The organism is Paenarthrobacter sp. AMU7 (assembly GCF_041200195.1).
GTDB lineage: Bacteria > Actinomycetota > Actinomycetes > Actinomycetales > Micrococcaceae > Arthrobacter.
Map to the genome: position 1 here is coordinate 2802250 of NZ_CP165735.1, position 14297 is coordinate 2816546.

A 14297-nucleotide genomic window follows, 5' to 3' on the forward strand; every position below is an offset into this window, starting at 1 on the left:
ACGGTCAGCAGGCCACGGGTCAGCGCAGGCCGGTCTTACGGGTCAGCGCCAGATGAATCAGTTCGTCGATCAGCTCGCCATAGGCCAGACCTGACGCCGCCCACATTTGCGGGTACATGCTCTTGGGCGTGAAACCCGGCATAGTGTTGATCTCATTGATGATCAGCTCGCCGGCAGGGGTATAGAAAAAGTCCACGCGGCTGAGGCCTTCGGCTCCCACAGCATCAAAAGCCACAGCGGCCAGTTCGCGCACGCGGCTGATGGCTTCGTCCGGCATGTCGGCCGGGCAGCTCAGAGCGGCCGCACCGTCTTCGACGTACTTGGCAGCGAAGTCATAGAACTGGTGCTCCCCCGCTGCCACCGCAATTTCACCGGGCATGGACGTTCGGGGCGCGTCGGTGCCCCGCCCCTGGAGGACGGCACATTCAATCTCGCGTCCCACAATCCCGGCCTCGATCACCAGCTTCAGGTCATGCCGGCGGGCTTCTTCGATGGCGGCGTCCAGGCCCTCCAGGGAATCCACTTTCGAGATTCCCATGGACGAACCGGCGCGGGCAGGCTTGACGAATACGGGGAACCCGAGCTTGTCGACGCGCTTCCGGACAGCCTCGGCGTCGGTCAGCCACTGGCGGTCCGTCACTGCAATGTACGGCCCAACGCTCAACCCCGCGGACTCGAACACCACTTTCATGTAGTGCTTGTCCATCCCCACTGCGGAGGCCAGAACTCCGGCGCCAACGTAACGTGTGTCGGAGAGTTCCAGGAGGCCCTGGATGGTTCCGTCCTCGCCCCACGGCCCGTGAAGCAGCGGGAACACTACGTCCACGGAGCCCAGCTCCTGTGGCACGGCATTGGGCTGGGTCACGATCAGCTGGTGCTCACCGCCCACTTCGGCCAACGTCACAGTCTTTCCCGACGGCGCCACCTCAGGAAGCGCTGCGGAACTCAAGGACCACTGACTGGTGTCACCCGAGGCCAGGACCCACTGTCCTGATTTGGCGATGCCAATGGGAATGACCTCGTACTTGCTCTTATCGATGGCCCCCATGACGCCCGCCGCGGTGACGCAGCTAACGGCATGTTCGCTGGAGCGCCCGCCAAAGAGAACCGCTACGCGGGGGCGGCCGGTCGCAGGGGTGGAGTGATCTGTCACCATCAGTAGTCGCCTTCGGACTTCAGTGCCCGGGCCAGCAAACGTGGTCCCAGGTCATCAACGGACATTCTGCCTTCAAGCACCGCTACCACGGCTGCCGTAATGGGCATTTCAACGTTCAACTTGCCGGCAAGCTCGTGCACCGCAGGGCCGGACTTGATGCCTTCGGCGGTCTGCGTCATCTGTTCTGCGACCTGTTCCAGGCTGAGTCCTTCTCCGAGCAACCGGCCGGCAGTGTGATTGCGCGACAACGCCGATGAACAGGTAGCCACAAGGTCGCCCAAGCCGGCCAGGCCGGCCATAGTGTGGGCTTCACCGCCGAGCGCCAGGGCGAGGCGGGAGGTCTCTGCGAGTCCCCGGGTGATCACCGAAGCCTTGGTGTTGTCGCCCATCTGCCGGCCTTCGCAGATGCCCACGGCAAGGGCAATGACGTTCTTGACGATTCCGCCGATCTCAACACCAACAACGTCCGTACTGGTGTACGGACGGAAGTACGGCGCGGTGCAGGACAACGCGATCGCTGCGGCGGTATCAGCGTCGCTGCAGGCAACCACGGACGCAGTCGGTTGCTCCCTGGCGATTTCCATCGCCAGGTTGGGACCGGAAACCACTGCTACACGGGACGCGGTAAGCCCCAGTTCCTGCGCAATGACCTCGCTCATCCGCGCATCAGTCCCCAACTCCAGACCCTTCATCAGGGACACCACCACGGCATCGGGGGCCAGCAATGGCTTCCACTCGCCCAGTTGCGGACGCAAGGATTGGGCCGGAACGGCGAGGATCACCAGCGTGGCGTCCTTCAGCACCTCCGCCACGTCCGTGGACGCAGTGATGGTCGCGGGAAGCTCAATGTCTTTCAGGTACTGGGCATTGCGATGCAGCGAATTGATCTGCTCCACCACTTCGGGACGGCGGCCCCAGATCCGGATGCTGCGTTCAGCGCCGGCAGCCTCAGCGGCGTCTGCGAGGATTTTGGCAAACGTGGTGCCCCACGATCCGGCACCCAAAACCGCCACGATGTCCGGTGCGTGGACGTGGCTCTGGAGAATGGTCACTTACCGTCCTCCGGTTCCGGCGCCTCGGAGGATCCGCGCTCAACGAAACGTCCGTGCTTTGACTGTTTGTGAACAGCCGGATCCCAGCGTTCGGCGGGAGCGGGCTCGTTGCGCAGTGTGGACAGCAGAGCGGTGATGGCGTCCATGATGACCTCGGTTGCCTCAGTCAGCGTGGCGCGGTCCATGGGCCGGTCCGCGAAGGCACTGAGGTCCACCGGTTTCCCGACAAGGACCCGAACCGTTTTGCGCGGGAAAAGGTGGAACCGCTTGGCATAGCGCGGGAGGACATCCTGCGCACCCCAGTGCGCCATGGGCACGACGGGCGCACCGGTCTGCAGGGCAAGCCGGGCGGCCCCTGTATGCCCTTTCATGGGCCAAAGGTCGGGATCGCGGGTCAGGGTGCCTTCGGGATAGATAATGATGGCACCGCCGGCATCCACCACCTCTTTGGCGACCTGCAGCGAGTGGTTCGCTCCCGCCGTCGAGCGTTCAACGGGTATCTGTTTGGTGGCGTTCAGCAAGGCCCCGAGCACGGGCACCTTGAAGAGGCCCTTCTTCGCCAGGAAGTGCGGCGGACGCTGCTGGTTGTAGACCAGGTGCCCGATCACGATGGGGTCGATCTCGGTGCAGTGGTTTGGCGCCGCAATGAAACCGCCGGACGGAAGGTTCTCGACACCTTCCCACTTTTTGGCCATCAGGAGGTTCATCAATGGGCGTGCGATGCCCGCCAGCAGCACGAACGTGGCACGGCTCTTGGCCGATTCCTTCAAGGGATCCCCCGCTACTTGGTGGTGGTGATATCGAAGTCTGCGCCCAGGCCGGCCAACTTCTCGGTAAAGCGCTCGTAACCGCGGTTGATGATGTCGATGCCCGTCACCCTGGAGGTACCAGTGGCTGCCAGCGCCGCGATGAGGTGGCTGAAGCCGCCTCGAAGGTCCGGGATGTCGATGTCGGTACCCCGGAGCGGGGTTGGTCCTGAGATGACGGCGGAGTGAAGGAAGTTCCGCTGTCCGAACCGGCACGGGACACTGCCCAGACACTCGCGATGCACCTGGATGTTCGCGCCCATCCGGGCCAACGCATCGGTGAACCCGAACCGGTTTTCGTAGACGGTCTCGTGGACGATCGACACGCCTTCTGCCTGTGTCAGGGCCACGACCAGGGGCTGCTGCCAGTCCGTCATGAAACCGGGGTGGACATCCGTTTCCAGGACCAACGGGGACAGCTTTCCGCCCTGGTGGTAGAAGCGGATGCCGTCGTCGCCGATGTCCATACCGCCACCCACTTTGCGGTAGGTGTTCAGGAAGGTCATCATGTCCCGCTGCGACGCGCTTTCAACGAAGATGTCGCCCCTGGTCACCAACGCAGCGGACGCCCAGGACGCGGACTCGTTGCGGTCCGGGAGAGCACGGTGGTTGTACCCGCGGAGATCCCTGACGCCTTCAATCCTGATGGTGCGGTCAGTCTGGACGCTGATAATGGCGCCCATCTTCTGCAGGACAGCAATGAGGTCGATGATCTCGGGCTCAGTTGCGGCACCGATGAGTTCAGTGATGCCTTCAGCCCGCGTTGCGCTCAGCAGCACCTGCTCCGTGGCACCAACCGATGGATACGGAAGGGAGATCTTGGCGCCATGGAGGCCGTGCGGTGCGGAGATGTGGATACCGCCCGGGCGCTTTTCCACTACTGCACCAAACTGGCGAAGCACGTTCAGGTGGTAATCGATGGGCCTGTCGCCAATTTTGCAGCCACCCAGGTCAGGGATGAAGGCCTCGCCAATGGCATGGATCAGGGGCCCGCACAGCAGGATGGGAATACGGGAATCCCCGGCGTGGGCGTCAATGGCGGTACTGGACGCAGTCTTTGCATCCTTGGGGTCAAGGGTAAGGTCACCCGTGACCGGATCCTTCACTACTGTCACGCCGTGCAACTGCAGCAGGCTGGTAACAACCTCTACGTCCTTGATTTCCGGCACGTTCCTCAGCACCGATGGTTCGCTGCCCAGCAACGCCGCCACCATGGCCTTGGGCACCAGGTTCTTGGCACCGCGAACGGTCACTCGTCCTGTTAAGGGGACGCCACCGCGGATTGTCAGAACACTACTCATCTATACCGGTTTCCTCACGACTACTCGCCCCCCAAACTTACAAAGGCTCCAGCTAAGCATAGAAGCTCGCGTTACCGAACCGAAATGGACGCACCCGGCGCCGCGAGCTTCAGCCATCAGTTGAACGTTGACGAAAAAGGACCGGCAGGCACTCCCACAGGGTGCCCACCGGTCCTTAATCTGCAGCTTGCGGCCTCAAACGGCGGCGCTATCCAGCTTGAACCTTCGCAGGAAGCGTCTTGGGCTTGAAGGAAGGACGCGTGGCCTCGTAGGCGGTGATGTCTTCTTCATGCTGAAGTGTCAGGCCGATGTCATCGAGGCCTTCCAGGAGGCGCCAGCGGGTGTAGTCGTCAATGTCGAACGGAGCCACGATGTTGCCGCACTCCACGGTCTTGCTGACAAGGTCAACCTTGACTTCGGTGCCCGGAGCGTTCTCCAGCACTTTCCAGATGAGCTCAATGTCATCCTGCGCGACCTGCGCGGCGAGCAGGCCCTGTTTGCCGGAGTTTCCCCGGAAGATATCGGCAAAGCGGGAAGACAGTACGGCTTTGAAACCGTAATCCTTCAGCGCCCAGACGGCGTGCTCGCGGGATGAACCCGTGCCGAAGTCCGGCCCGGCCACCAGGACCGAACCGGCATTGAACGGGGCTTGGTTGAGGATAAAGGAATCATCCTTGCGCCAGGCGGCGAAGAGTGCGTCTTCGAAGCCTGTCCGCGTGATGCGCTTGAGGTAGACAGCAGGGATGATCTGGTCGGTGTCCACGTTGCTTTGGCGCAGCGGCACGCCGATGCCGGTGTGGGTAGTGAATGCTTCCATGGTGATCCTCCTAGACTGCGGTTCCGGTCAGGCTGCCTGCCGGGACGGACTCCAGGTCCGACGGCGAGCTCAGCGTGCCGCGCACAGCCGTGGCTGCGGCAACGACGGGTGAGACCAAGTGCGTGCGGCCTCCCTTGCCCTGGCGGCCTTCAAAGTTGCGGTTTGACGTCGACGCGCAGCGCTCCCCCGGCTCCAACTGGTCCGGGTTCATGCCCAGGCACATGGAGCAGCCGGCGAAGCGCCATTCAGCCCCGAATTCCTTGAAGACCTTGTCCAGTCCCTCGGCTTCGGCCTCCAGCCGGACACGGGCCGATCCGGGGACCACCAGCATACGGACGTTGGGATCCTTCTCACGGCCGCGGATGATGTCGGCGGCAACGCGGAGGTCCTCAATCCGGGAGTTCGTGCAGGATCCCAGGAAGACCGTGTCCACACGGATGTCCTTCATGGGCGTGCCGGCTTCCAGGCCCATGTACTGGAGCGCCCGCTCGGCTGCGGCCTTGGCGTTCTCATCACCGAAGTCCTCCGGAGAGGGCACTTTCGCCGAGAGGGAAACGCCCTGGCCGGGATTGGTACCCCACGTCACGAACGGCTCCAGGGTGTCCGCGTCCAGGTCCACCTCAACGTCAAAGACGGCGTCGGCGTCGGTGTGGAGCGTGTTCCAATACTCGACCGCGGCGTCCCAGTCAGCACCTTCTGGTGCGTGCGGGCGGCCCTGCATGTAGTCGTAGGTGGTCTGGTCCGGGGCCACCATGCCTGCGCGTGCGCCTGCCTCGATGGACATGTTGCAGATGGTCATGCGGGCGTCCATGGACAGGGCGCGAATGGCCGAGCCGCGGTATTCCAGGACGTATCCCTGCCCGCCGCCTGTGCCGATCTTGGCAATGACCGCGAGGATGATGTCCTTGGCCGTCACGCCGGGACGCAAGGTGCCTTCGACGTTGATTGCCATGGTCTTGAACGGCTTCAGGGACAGCGTCTGCGTTGCCATGACGTGCTCAACCTCGGACGTACCAATACCCATGGCCAACGCGCCGAAGGCCCCGTGGGTTGAGGTGTGGGAATCGCCGCAGACCACTGTCATGCCCGGCTGGGTCAGGCCCAGTTGCGGGCCGACCACGTGCACGATCCCCTGTTCCTTGTCTCCCAGGGAGTGCAGGCGGACCCCGAATTCTTTGCAGTTGGCACGCAGGGTTTCAATCTGGGTGCGGCTGGTGAGGTCGGCTATAGGCTTGTCGATGTCCAGCGTGGGGGTGTTGTGGTCCTCCGTGGCAATGGTGAGGTCAACGCGGCGCAGCTGCCGGCCGGCCAAACGCAGGCCTTCAAAGGCCTGCGGTGAGGTCACTTCATGTACCAGGTGAAGGTCGATGAAGAGAAGATCGGGCTGGGCGTTGGCTCCTTCGCCTTCACCTTTGCGCACTACGTGCGCGTCCCAGACTTTCTCGGCCAGTGTCTTTCCCACGGCCTTGCTCCCTTCACTGCGTTGGCTTGTTGCGTTGTTCTTGATCCACTGAAGCAGCATCGCTGCGAAATAGGCCAGCGAAAGAACTTGCATCTCAGATATTGAGACGGCAATATCATTACATGGACAATTCTAGTGGAGTCGGTGTCATTGATAAAGCGGCCCAGGTACTCGATGCCCTCGAGGCCGGGCCCACGACACTCGCCCAACTTGTAGCGGCTACGGGCCTTGCCCGGCCTACGGTTCACCGCCTCGCGCTGGCGCTGGTCCACCACCGGCTGGTGAGCCGCGACATCCAGGGACGCTTTGTCCTGGGCAGCAGGCTCGTGGAGTTGGCCTCCGCTGCAGGCGAAGACCGGCTGATCGCTTCTGCGGGACCGGTCCTGATCCAGTTGCGCGACGCGACCGGTGAAAGTGCCCAGATTTTCCGCAGGCAGGGCGATTGGCGCGTCTGCGTCGCATCAGCCGAACGCCCCATCGGCCTGCGCGACACCATCCCGGTCGGCACCCAGCTGTCCATGAAGGCCGGCTCCGCCGCCCAGGTCCTGCTGGCGTGGGAGGACCACGACCGCCTTCTTGAAGGGCTGCAAAACGCCCGCTTTACGCCCACCGTGCTGGCAGGAGTACGACGCCGGGGCTGGGGTCAGAGCCTCGGCGAACGCGAGCCCGGGGTCGCGTCGGTCTCTGCCCCCGTTCGTGGACCGTCCGGCCGGGTCATTGCGGCCGTGTCGATTTCGGGTCCCATTGAGCGGCTTACCCGCCAGCCGGGCCGCCTGCACGCCGAAGTAGTCTGCAACGCCGCCCGGGTGCTGACGGAAGCCTTGCGAAAGAACAACGATTAGGCCCGGCATGGACAACTACGCCGTCTTCCTCCGCGGCATCAATGTTGGTGGCATCAACATCAAGATGGCCGACCTCAAGGCTGCACTCCAGGACTACCCGTTCGCCAAGGTCAAAACCCTCCTGGCCAGTGGAAACGTCGTGCTGCAGAGCGAGCTCAAGGCTCATGAGGTCAAGACGCAGTTCGAGCAGTGCCTGCGGAAGACCTTCGGCTACGACGCCTGGGTAGTGGTCCTCACAGCAGCAAGGGTGGCCGACCTCGTGGAGGCCTGCCCCTACCCGGCTGATGACAAAACCACCCACAGCTACATCACCCTGGCCTCCGATACTGCGATGCTTGATGAACTCTTTGAAGCAGGTGCTGCCCTGGACGGCGTGGAGCAGGTACGGCTGGGCCCTGAAGCGTCAGCGTGGCTGGCACCCGCCGGCGGCACCCTGGACAGCCCGTTCAGCAAACTCTCCGCCAAAGCCCGCTACAAAGCCGGCACCACCACCAGGAACCTGCGCACCCTCATCAAAGTCCGGGATGCGGCCGCGGCCCTCTAAGCTGCACTCCTTCACTTGGAGCGGGCCGCCTTCAGCGCGGCGTTGAACGCTTTCAAGCGCGTAATTTCCACCTCAACAGGCTCCACGATCCTCTGTTCGGCAACTGATGCCACCGCGGACTTCAAGCGTTTCGCTGCCCCCGACGCCCTGATGCGCGCAGCCCAGCCTCCAAGAATCCTTCCAGTTATGGCAAGGACGATCCCCAGCCCAACTCCCCCGGCGACCATGAGGGTAGGCCACGGCCACCCTTCCGTTCGGGGAACCTCGGGCACCGGCATTTGGAAGTAACCGAGAGCGGCCAACACCCCCAGCCACCCCAGGCCCCCAACGGCCAGGACAAGCGCCAGCCATTGGAGGGTGTTGAACAACGCCCACCACAGTGGCCGCTGCGTGGCCTTCAGGTCAGTACCGGCGATGGCTTGATCCAAGGCATCGGGCAACTGCTCCCGGCCGTCCCTAGCCACGGCGCGGATTGTTGCCCGCCATGGTCCCGGTGCCCCGGCGGATGCGTCGTCCGCAAAATCCCGGACCGCAGCATCGGTGCGCGCCCGCTCCGGAGCACCGGCGGGCGGCAACGATGTCCGGCTGAGTTCGGGCCTGGTGTCCTCCCGCCGCAGGTTCAGCCTCCGCAAGGGATCCGGACGGAAGCGCAGCAGCCAGCGCGTCACGGGCCATCCGGTCCTGCGGGCCGACTCCCTCTTGAAGGACCGCTGGACTGCGTCCACCACCACCGGCACGTTGGCCGCCGTCGCCAGTTCAGACGCAAGCCGCGCCTTGGCGCCTGCAGTGATGCCGCGGGCTTCACCGTCGCCGGACGCCTCGGCGAGTTCCGCGCCGGCTTTGACGACGTCGGCCGCCAGCCTCCGCGTTGTTGCCTCGCGTTGGACCACGACGTTCCTGATGGCAGCACGGACGGCAGGGACGCCGTCGCCGGTTAAAGCTGAGGCACCCACCACGCGGACTGTCCCCAGCCCGTCACGCTCCAGGATGCCCTCCAGCGATTGCATCACAGCAGAAGCATCCGCTGCGTTGAGCCTGTCCACCTGGTTCAGCACCACCAGGGTGACGGCGCCGTGGGAGGCCATGGGCCGAAGGAAGTCATTATGCACGGCGGCATCAGCGTACTTTTGCGGGTCCAGGACCCAGACGAGGACATCCACCATGCCAACCATGCGCTGGGCGATCTCGCGGTTTTCCACCCTGGTGGAGTCGAAGTCCGGCAGGTCAAGGAGGACCAGGCCCGTGTCTGCGTCGGCCAGCCCCGGGACAGGTGGCAACGTATGCCGTTCCTTGACGTCCAGCCAGTCGAGCAACGGGCCGCTGCCGTCCTCACCCCAAATTCCCGCCAGGGGCGCTGAAGTCGTGGGGCGTCGTGCTGTCGCGGTGGCGAGCCCGCTGCCGGACACTGCGTTGAACAATGAAGACTTACCGCTGCCCGTGGCCCCGAAAAAACCCACCACGGTGTGGCCGGCCGACAATGAACGCCTGGAGGTGGCACGCTCCAGGACGTCGTAGACAGATTGCAGGTTGTCGTCCGGAAGCACGCCTTCAGCGAGTTCACGGGCCGTATTCAGCGCCTCGAGCCGCCGCTGCAGTTGGGATGCCTCGCGCACCTGGCCGTGGCGGCTCATGCGGCCCCCGCCAGGCGGCGGAGGATCTTGGCGTGCTGGGCCAGCTGGTTCCCTGAGCTTGGATGTGCCGCTTCAAGGCGGTCGAGGAAACGCAGCCGTTCATCGTCCAGCAGCCGTTGGCACTGCGTATGCAGGTCATCCCGCGCCTGCTGCGCCAGGCGACGCACGGCGTCCTCGCCGAATACGGCTTCCAACAGCTTCTGGCCGACTACCGCCGTGCCGCCGGCGATGCCAATCTCCAGCCCGCTCAAGCCTGCGGTCATGGAGAACACCACCACCATGAGCGCAGCGCCCAGGCCGTTGACGCCAAAGGACAACCAACGGGCCTGGGTCCGTTTCCCCTGCCCCTGGGTGCGGATCATCTCCATCAGGCCTTCCTGCCAGGTCCGAATGGCAGCGGCAGATTTCGCGTCGAAACCCTCGCTGGTCCCTGAAAGATCATCGGAGCCAAGGAGGTGGCGGCCCGCAGCGTCAGCACGCCAGCGCCGGTCCACGTTTTCTGCTGCAGTGGCGGCCTCGTCCAGGATTACTGCCTGCAGCCCGGTCTCGATGGCGGTCTCCACCTTCACCGCGGGAGCCGGCTCTCCGCGGAAGAAAGCGCCCACACGGTCCCGCATACGCCCGATGTTTTGCTCCAATGCCCGGAAGAATTCTCCAGTGCCCACAAAGTCCTGCCATCGCGCCAGTACCTCTCCGCGGAGCAGTGCACCGTCCTTGGTGGCCGCAAGAATGCGGGAAAGGGCCAGCTCATACTCCTGGACGCAGGTGGTGTGGAGTTCGTGCGCAGCAGCATCCTGGGCTGATGCCGCTGCGGCGATGCCCTCCAAGCGGACGCTGACGGCTTTGACAGCTCCATTAAGAGTCCGCCGTGCGACGTCCGCCCTTCCAGCTGCGTTCGCTGCCAAGGCACCCAGCCATTGGCGCAGAGCTGACACCGATTCCTCCGGCAGCATTCCCAGCCCGTCCAAGGCACTTTCAGGAACGACGAAAAGCTCCGCCCCACTGAGCCCCTGCCGGTCCAGCATGGCTTTAAGGTCAGTCCTGACTTCTTCTTCCGCGGCCGGGGGCACGCGGTCCAACACCACGGCTACGGTGATGTCACGAGAGGCCGCATCCAGGAGCAGCCGCCAGGGGACGGCGTCGGCGTAGCGGTTGGCCGTGGTGACGAATACCCAGAGGTCCGCGGCCGCAAGCAACTGTCCAGCGAGCCTGCGGTTGTCATCTGAGATCGAGTCGACGTCCGGCGCGTCCAGGAGGGCTATGCCCTGCGGCACGGCGTCATGGCCCACCAACACCAATGATGTGATCGCGTGGGCGTCCGGCGCGGCACCTGCCTGGTTGGCAGGCCTCGGATTTGTTGACACGGTCCCTCGGATGCGGTCCAAACTGGGAAGTATCCTGTGGCCTTCAAACCATCCGGCGTCGTTGGGGTGGTGCAGGAGGATGGGTTGGCGTGTGGTGGGCCTGATGGCGCCTGCCCTGGTTACCGGATAACCCACCAGCGCGTTGACCAGCGTGGACTTCCCCGCGCCTGTGGAACCACCAACGACGGCCAACAGCGGCGCATCCAGGCTGCGGTAACGGGGAATGATGTAGTCGTCGAGTTGTGCGAGGGAATCGCGGATCCATTGACGGGCTTCCGGGGCCTCCGGCACGGCCAGGGGAAGGGTGGTGGCCGCAAGCTCCGCGCGGGCAGCTTCCAAGGCCTCGACGGCGGCTGCCGCACCTTGAGGTACGGGGGTTCGCCGGATAGCTGCCGGGTCTTCGTTTGCGGTCACAGCATCATCATGCCAGCCCGACCCACGTCCCGGGCGCCCGGCAGGCGTTATGGGCACAACGAAGGCAAAAAGAAATCCCCCGGAACCGTAGTTCCGGGGGATTCAGTGGTGACCCCAGCGGGATTCGAACCCGCGTTACCGCCGTGAGAGGGCGGCGTACTAGGCCGCTATACGATGGGGCCTTGCACTTTTGTCGCCGTTTCCGGCGATCAAGCTGAATGAGTATTTCATACTTTCAGCTCCGTTCCAAATCGCTTCAGCGACTTGGAGGTTCCAAATTTCCGGCGTATTCACGCGGATTTTCAGAGCTGGGATACCAGGACTCGAACCTAGAATGACGGTACCAGAAACCGTAGTGTTGCCAATTACACCATATCCCAAAGTGACTTTCGGACCGGAGTTCATCGCTTCGGTTTCCCTCAGCTTTTCCCTCCGTGCCCCTCAGCACGAGTAATGACTCTACCGGAGTCTTGCCACCTGCACAAATCGGGAAGGCGTTACCTGCATCACATGATTCGCGCCGCTGGATGCGTACCCTCAACGGCGCTTGGGACGGTGGCAAGCAAGCGTGTCAGGGAGTCCACTTGGCGTCCGGTGAATTCCTCCACAACTTCTCCGGTCCTGTTGAGCCACACGCCGATCAACCCTGCCGCCGTGGCGCCATCAGCGTCGAGCAGCCTGTTATCCCCCACGTAGAGCGTCTCGCCCGCCGCCGTGCCCAGGAGGCGCACGCCCTCGAGGTAAATGGCAGGATCCGGTTTGGGCACGCCAACAGTATCTGTGCCCACCAAAACCTTGATCCTGGAAAGACCTGCACCGTCCAACTTGGCGCGCTGGTAATCGTGCACGTTATTGCTCACCGCTCCATAGGGAATGCCCGCGGCGTCGAGTGCATCCAGTACCTCTCCGACGTCGTCGAAGGCCCTCACGTATGCCGTCTGGCGCTGGTGGTACTCCGAGACCCAGGCCTGGGACTCGTCGCCCTCACCAAGTTCCACACCGAAGTGACCCAACGCAGCCCTGCCGCGAAGCAGCCGTTGTTCATTGAACGTCAGCTCGCCGGCCAGGTAACGGTCATAGAAGTGCGTGGTCTCGTGCGTAAAAATGCGGCCGAACTTCACCCACCCGGCCTGGTCCAGGCCGGGCAGGAGATGTTCGCTGACGTCACGCAAGGCTGTGGTCATGGCGTACTCAAGGTCCACCAGGGTGTCATCGATGTCGAAGAGGACACCGCGGATAGTGCCGAAGGAGCTTGCGATTGCCATGACTGAAGCCGCCCTTAGCCGCGGAAAGCGCGAACGCGGGCCAGGGATGAATCCTTACCAAGGATCACCATGGATTCGAACAGCGGCGGAGAGATGCGGCGGCCGGAGATGGCCGTGCGCACAGGCCCGAAGGCGGCCCGGGGCTTGATGCCCAAGTCCTCCACAAGAGCCTGCTTCAGCGCCGTCTGGATGTTCTCAGCCGTCCACTCCTCGATGGGCTCCAGCGCTGCCAGGGCGGCGTCGAGGACCTCGTCCAGGTTGGCAGGGAGTCCCTTCCGGGCGTCATCTGCTACGTCAATGGCGTCGTCGGCCTTGAACAGGAACGCCAGCATCTCAGGAGCCTCACCGAGGAGGGTGATGCGTTCCTGCACCAGCGGGGCGGCCTCGGCAAGAATCTCTTCCTGCCGCGGTGTGAGGATCTCCCCTACCAACCCGGCAGCACGGAGGTAAGGGGCCAAACGCTCTTTGAAGTCTTCCGGCGCCAGCAGACGGACGTGCGTTCCGTTGATGGCCTCGGCCTTCTTGATATCGAAGCGGGCCGGGTTGCCCAGGACATCGTGGATGTCGAAGTTGGCCACGAGCTGTTCCACGGTGAAGATGTCCTCATCTGCGCTCAGCGACCAGCCAAGCAGGGACAGGTAGTTGAGCAGGCCCTCGGGGATGAAGCCACGCTCGCGGTGCAGGAACAAGCTGGACTCGGGGTCACGCTTCGAGAGCTTCTTGTTGCCCTGGCCCATGACGTACGGCAGGTGGCCGAACTCCGGCATGTACTCGGCAACACCGATGGCGTAGAGCGCACGGTACAGTGCGATCTGGCGCGGGGTGGAGCTCAGCAGGTCCTCGCCGCGCAGGACGTGGGTGATCCCCATCAGTGCGTCATCCACCGGGTTCACCAGGGTGTACAGCGGGGCGCCATTGGCACGGACAACTGCAAAGTCGGGAACGGAACCGGCCTTGAACGTGATCTCGCCGCGGACGAGGTCGTTGAAGGTCAGGTCCTCGTCCGGCATGCGGAGACGCAGGACAGCCTCGCGGCCTTCGGCCTTGAACTGTGCCAGCTGTTCCTCGGTCAAGTGACGGTCAAATCCGTCATAGCCGAGCTTCGGGTCGCGGCCTGCGGCTTTGTGGCGGGCCTCGATCTCATCCGGCGTGGAGTAGGACTCATAGACGTGTCCCCCGGCCTTAAGCTTGGCGATGACGTCCTGGTAGATGTCGCCGCGCTGGGACTGGCGGTACGGCTCGTGCGGGCCGCCGACCTCTACGCCCTCGTCCCAGTTGATCCCGAGCCACTTGAGGGCATCCAGCAACTGGTGGTAGCTCTCCTCGCTGTCACGGGCAGAGTCGGTATCCTCGATGCGGAAGATCAGTTTGCCGCCAGTGTGGCGCGCATACGCCCAGTTGAACAGGGCGGTGCGGATCAGGCCAACGTGCGGCGTTCCCGTCGGCGACGGGCAGAAACGGACGCGGACCGGAGTCTCGGCGTTGACGGCAGGGATGGCGCTGGAGGCAGCGTTCGACGCAGAAGCAGTAGTCATAGTGGTTCCAACTTTACCGCTTGGCGCCGCCCCGGTTTCCCGGCTGGAAGCGCCCGACGGCGGCACTGACCGTTCGTGCGAAAGGTCAGTGCCGCCGTCGAACCTGGC

General features: G+C 63.8%; 12 protein-coding genes and 2 tRNA genes. 2 read left to right on the top strand and 12 right to left on the bottom strand.

The window, feature by feature from the left end; all coding sequences use genetic code 11:
• Window positions 1-19 precede the first annotated feature (19 nt).
• From ABQM86_RS12895 to leuC, 6 genes are all read right to left on the bottom strand, one after another.
• Entirely contained in the window at window positions 20-1156 is a 1137-nt protein-coding gene (locus tag ABQM86_RS12895; RefSeq protein WP_207593818.1) for a D-alanine--D-alanine ligase family protein, read from the bottom strand.
• Complete coding sequence (locus ABQM86_RS12900; protein WP_207593819.1) at window positions 1156-2208, bottom strand: NAD(P)H-dependent glycerol-3-phosphate dehydrogenase; 1053 nt, start codon at window positions 2206-2208, stop codon at window positions 1156-1158. The genes ABQM86_RS12895 and ABQM86_RS12900 overlap by 1 nt, the downstream gene beginning before the upstream one ends.
• The gene (locus tag ABQM86_RS12905) at window positions 2205-2978 is read right to left on the bottom strand and encodes a lysophospholipid acyltransferase family protein (protein ID WP_369744599.1); all 774 of its coding nucleotides are present in this window, start codon (window positions 2976-2978) and stop codon (window positions 2205-2207) included. Before ABQM86_RS12905 ends, ABQM86_RS12900 begins: the two co-directional genes overlap by 4 nt.
• 11 nt (window positions 2979-2989) lie before the next feature.
• On the bottom strand, window positions 2990-4315 hold the full coding sequence (gene murA / locus ABQM86_RS12910) for a UDP-N-acetylglucosamine 1-carboxyvinyltransferase (protein ID WP_369744601.1): 1326 nt from the start codon (window positions 4313-4315) through the stop codon (window positions 2990-2992).
• 208 nt (window positions 4316-4523) lie between these two features.
• Window positions 4524-5132 carry a 3-isopropylmalate dehydratase small subunit gene (gene leuD / locus ABQM86_RS12915; protein WP_089595454.1) on the bottom strand — a complete coding sequence of 203 codons (609 nt, stop codon included), beginning with the start codon at window positions 5130-5132 and terminating at the stop codon, window positions 4524-4526.
• Between the two features lie 10 nt (window positions 5133-5142).
• Window positions 5143-6594 carry a 3-isopropylmalate dehydratase large subunit gene (leuC, locus tag ABQM86_RS12920; RefSeq protein ID WP_207597580.1) on the bottom strand — a complete coding sequence of 484 codons (1452 nt, stop codon included), beginning with the start codon at window positions 6592-6594 and terminating at the stop codon, window positions 5143-5145.
• A gap of 122 nt (window positions 6595-6716) precedes the next feature.
• On the opposite strand from leuC, the gene ABQM86_RS12925 reads away from it, so the two are divergent.
• Window positions 6717-7436: an IclR family transcriptional regulator gene (locus ABQM86_RS12925; RefSeq protein WP_014922101.1), complete on the top strand. Its 720-nt coding sequence runs from the start codon at window positions 6717-6719 to the stop codon at window positions 7434-7436.
• Window positions 7437-7443: 7 nt separating this feature from the next.
• The gene (locus tag ABQM86_RS12930) at window positions 7444-7980 is read left to right on the top strand and encodes a DUF1697 domain-containing protein (protein WP_280623031.1); all 537 of its coding nucleotides are present in this window, start codon (window positions 7444-7446) and stop codon (window positions 7978-7980) included.
• An 11-nt stretch (window positions 7981-7991) separates the two neighbouring features.
• On the opposite strand, the gene ABQM86_RS12935 is transcribed toward ABQM86_RS12930, so the two are convergent.
• The 6 genes from ABQM86_RS12935 to gltX all read right to left on the bottom strand — a co-directional run bounded on the left by ABQM86_RS12935 (window position 7992) and on the right by gltX (window position 14189).
• Window positions 7992-9611, bottom strand: coding sequence for a GTPase (locus tag ABQM86_RS12935; protein ID WP_369744602.1), 1620 nt, complete (start codon window positions 9609-9611; stop codon window positions 7992-7994).
• Window positions 9608-11389, bottom strand: a complete 1782-nt coding sequence (locus tag ABQM86_RS12940; protein WP_369744603.1) for a dynamin family protein — start codon at window positions 11387-11389, stop codon at window positions 9608-9610. The genes ABQM86_RS12935 and ABQM86_RS12940 overlap by 4 nt, the downstream gene beginning before the upstream one ends.
• A gap of 106 nt (window positions 11390-11495) precedes the next feature.
• Window positions 11496-11571, bottom strand: a tRNA-Glu gene (locus ABQM86_RS12945).
• Between the two features lie 126 nt (window positions 11572-11697).
• A tRNA-Gln gene (locus ABQM86_RS12950) sits at window positions 11698-11769 on the bottom strand.
• Window positions 11770-11895: 126 nt separating this feature from the next.
• Complete coding sequence (locus tag ABQM86_RS12955; protein WP_207593824.1) at window positions 11896-12654, bottom strand: HAD family hydrolase; 759 nt, start codon at window positions 12652-12654, stop codon at window positions 11896-11898.
• Between the two features lie 14 nt (window positions 12655-12668).
• On the bottom strand, window positions 12669-14189 hold the full coding sequence (gene gltX, locus ABQM86_RS12960) for a glutamate--tRNA ligase (RefSeq protein ID WP_207593825.1): 1521 nt from the start codon (window positions 14187-14189) through the stop codon (window positions 12669-12671).
• Window positions 14190-14297 lie beyond the last annotated feature (108 nt).

What these genes read in the sequence shown, in the direction of transcription:
- ABQM86_RS12925 (WP_014922101.1), top strand. Translation starts at nt 6,717, where the DNA reads ATGGACAATTCTAGTGGAGTCGGTGTCATTGATAAAGCGGCCCAGGTA.
- ABQM86_RS12895 (WP_207593818.1), bottom strand. Translation starts at nt 1,156, where the DNA reads ATGGTGACAGATCACTCCACCCCTGCGACCGGCCGCCCCCGCGTAGCG.
- murA (WP_369744601.1), bottom strand. Translation starts at nt 4,315, where the DNA reads ATGAGTAGTGTTCTGACAATCCGCGGTGGCGTCCCCTTAACAGGACGA.
- gltX (WP_207593825.1), bottom strand. Translation starts at nt 14,189, where the DNA reads ATGACTACTGCTTCTGCGTCGAACGCTGCCTCCAGCGCCATCCCTGCC.
- ABQM86_RS12930 (WP_280623031.1), top strand. Translation starts at nt 7,444, where the DNA reads ATGGACAACTACGCCGTCTTCCTCCGCGGCATCAATGTTGGTGGCATC.
- leuD (WP_089595454.1), bottom strand. Translation starts at nt 5,132, where the DNA reads ATGGAAGCATTCACTACCCACACCGGCATCGGCGTGCCGCTGCGCCAA.
- ABQM86_RS12935 (WP_369744602.1), bottom strand. Translation starts at nt 9,611, where the DNA reads ATGAGCCGCCACGGCCAGGTGCGCGAGGCATCCCAACTGCAGCGGCGG.
- ABQM86_RS12955 (WP_207593824.1), bottom strand. Translation starts at nt 12,654, where the DNA reads ATGGCAATCGCAAGCTCCTTCGGCACTATCCGCGGTGTCCTCTTCGAC.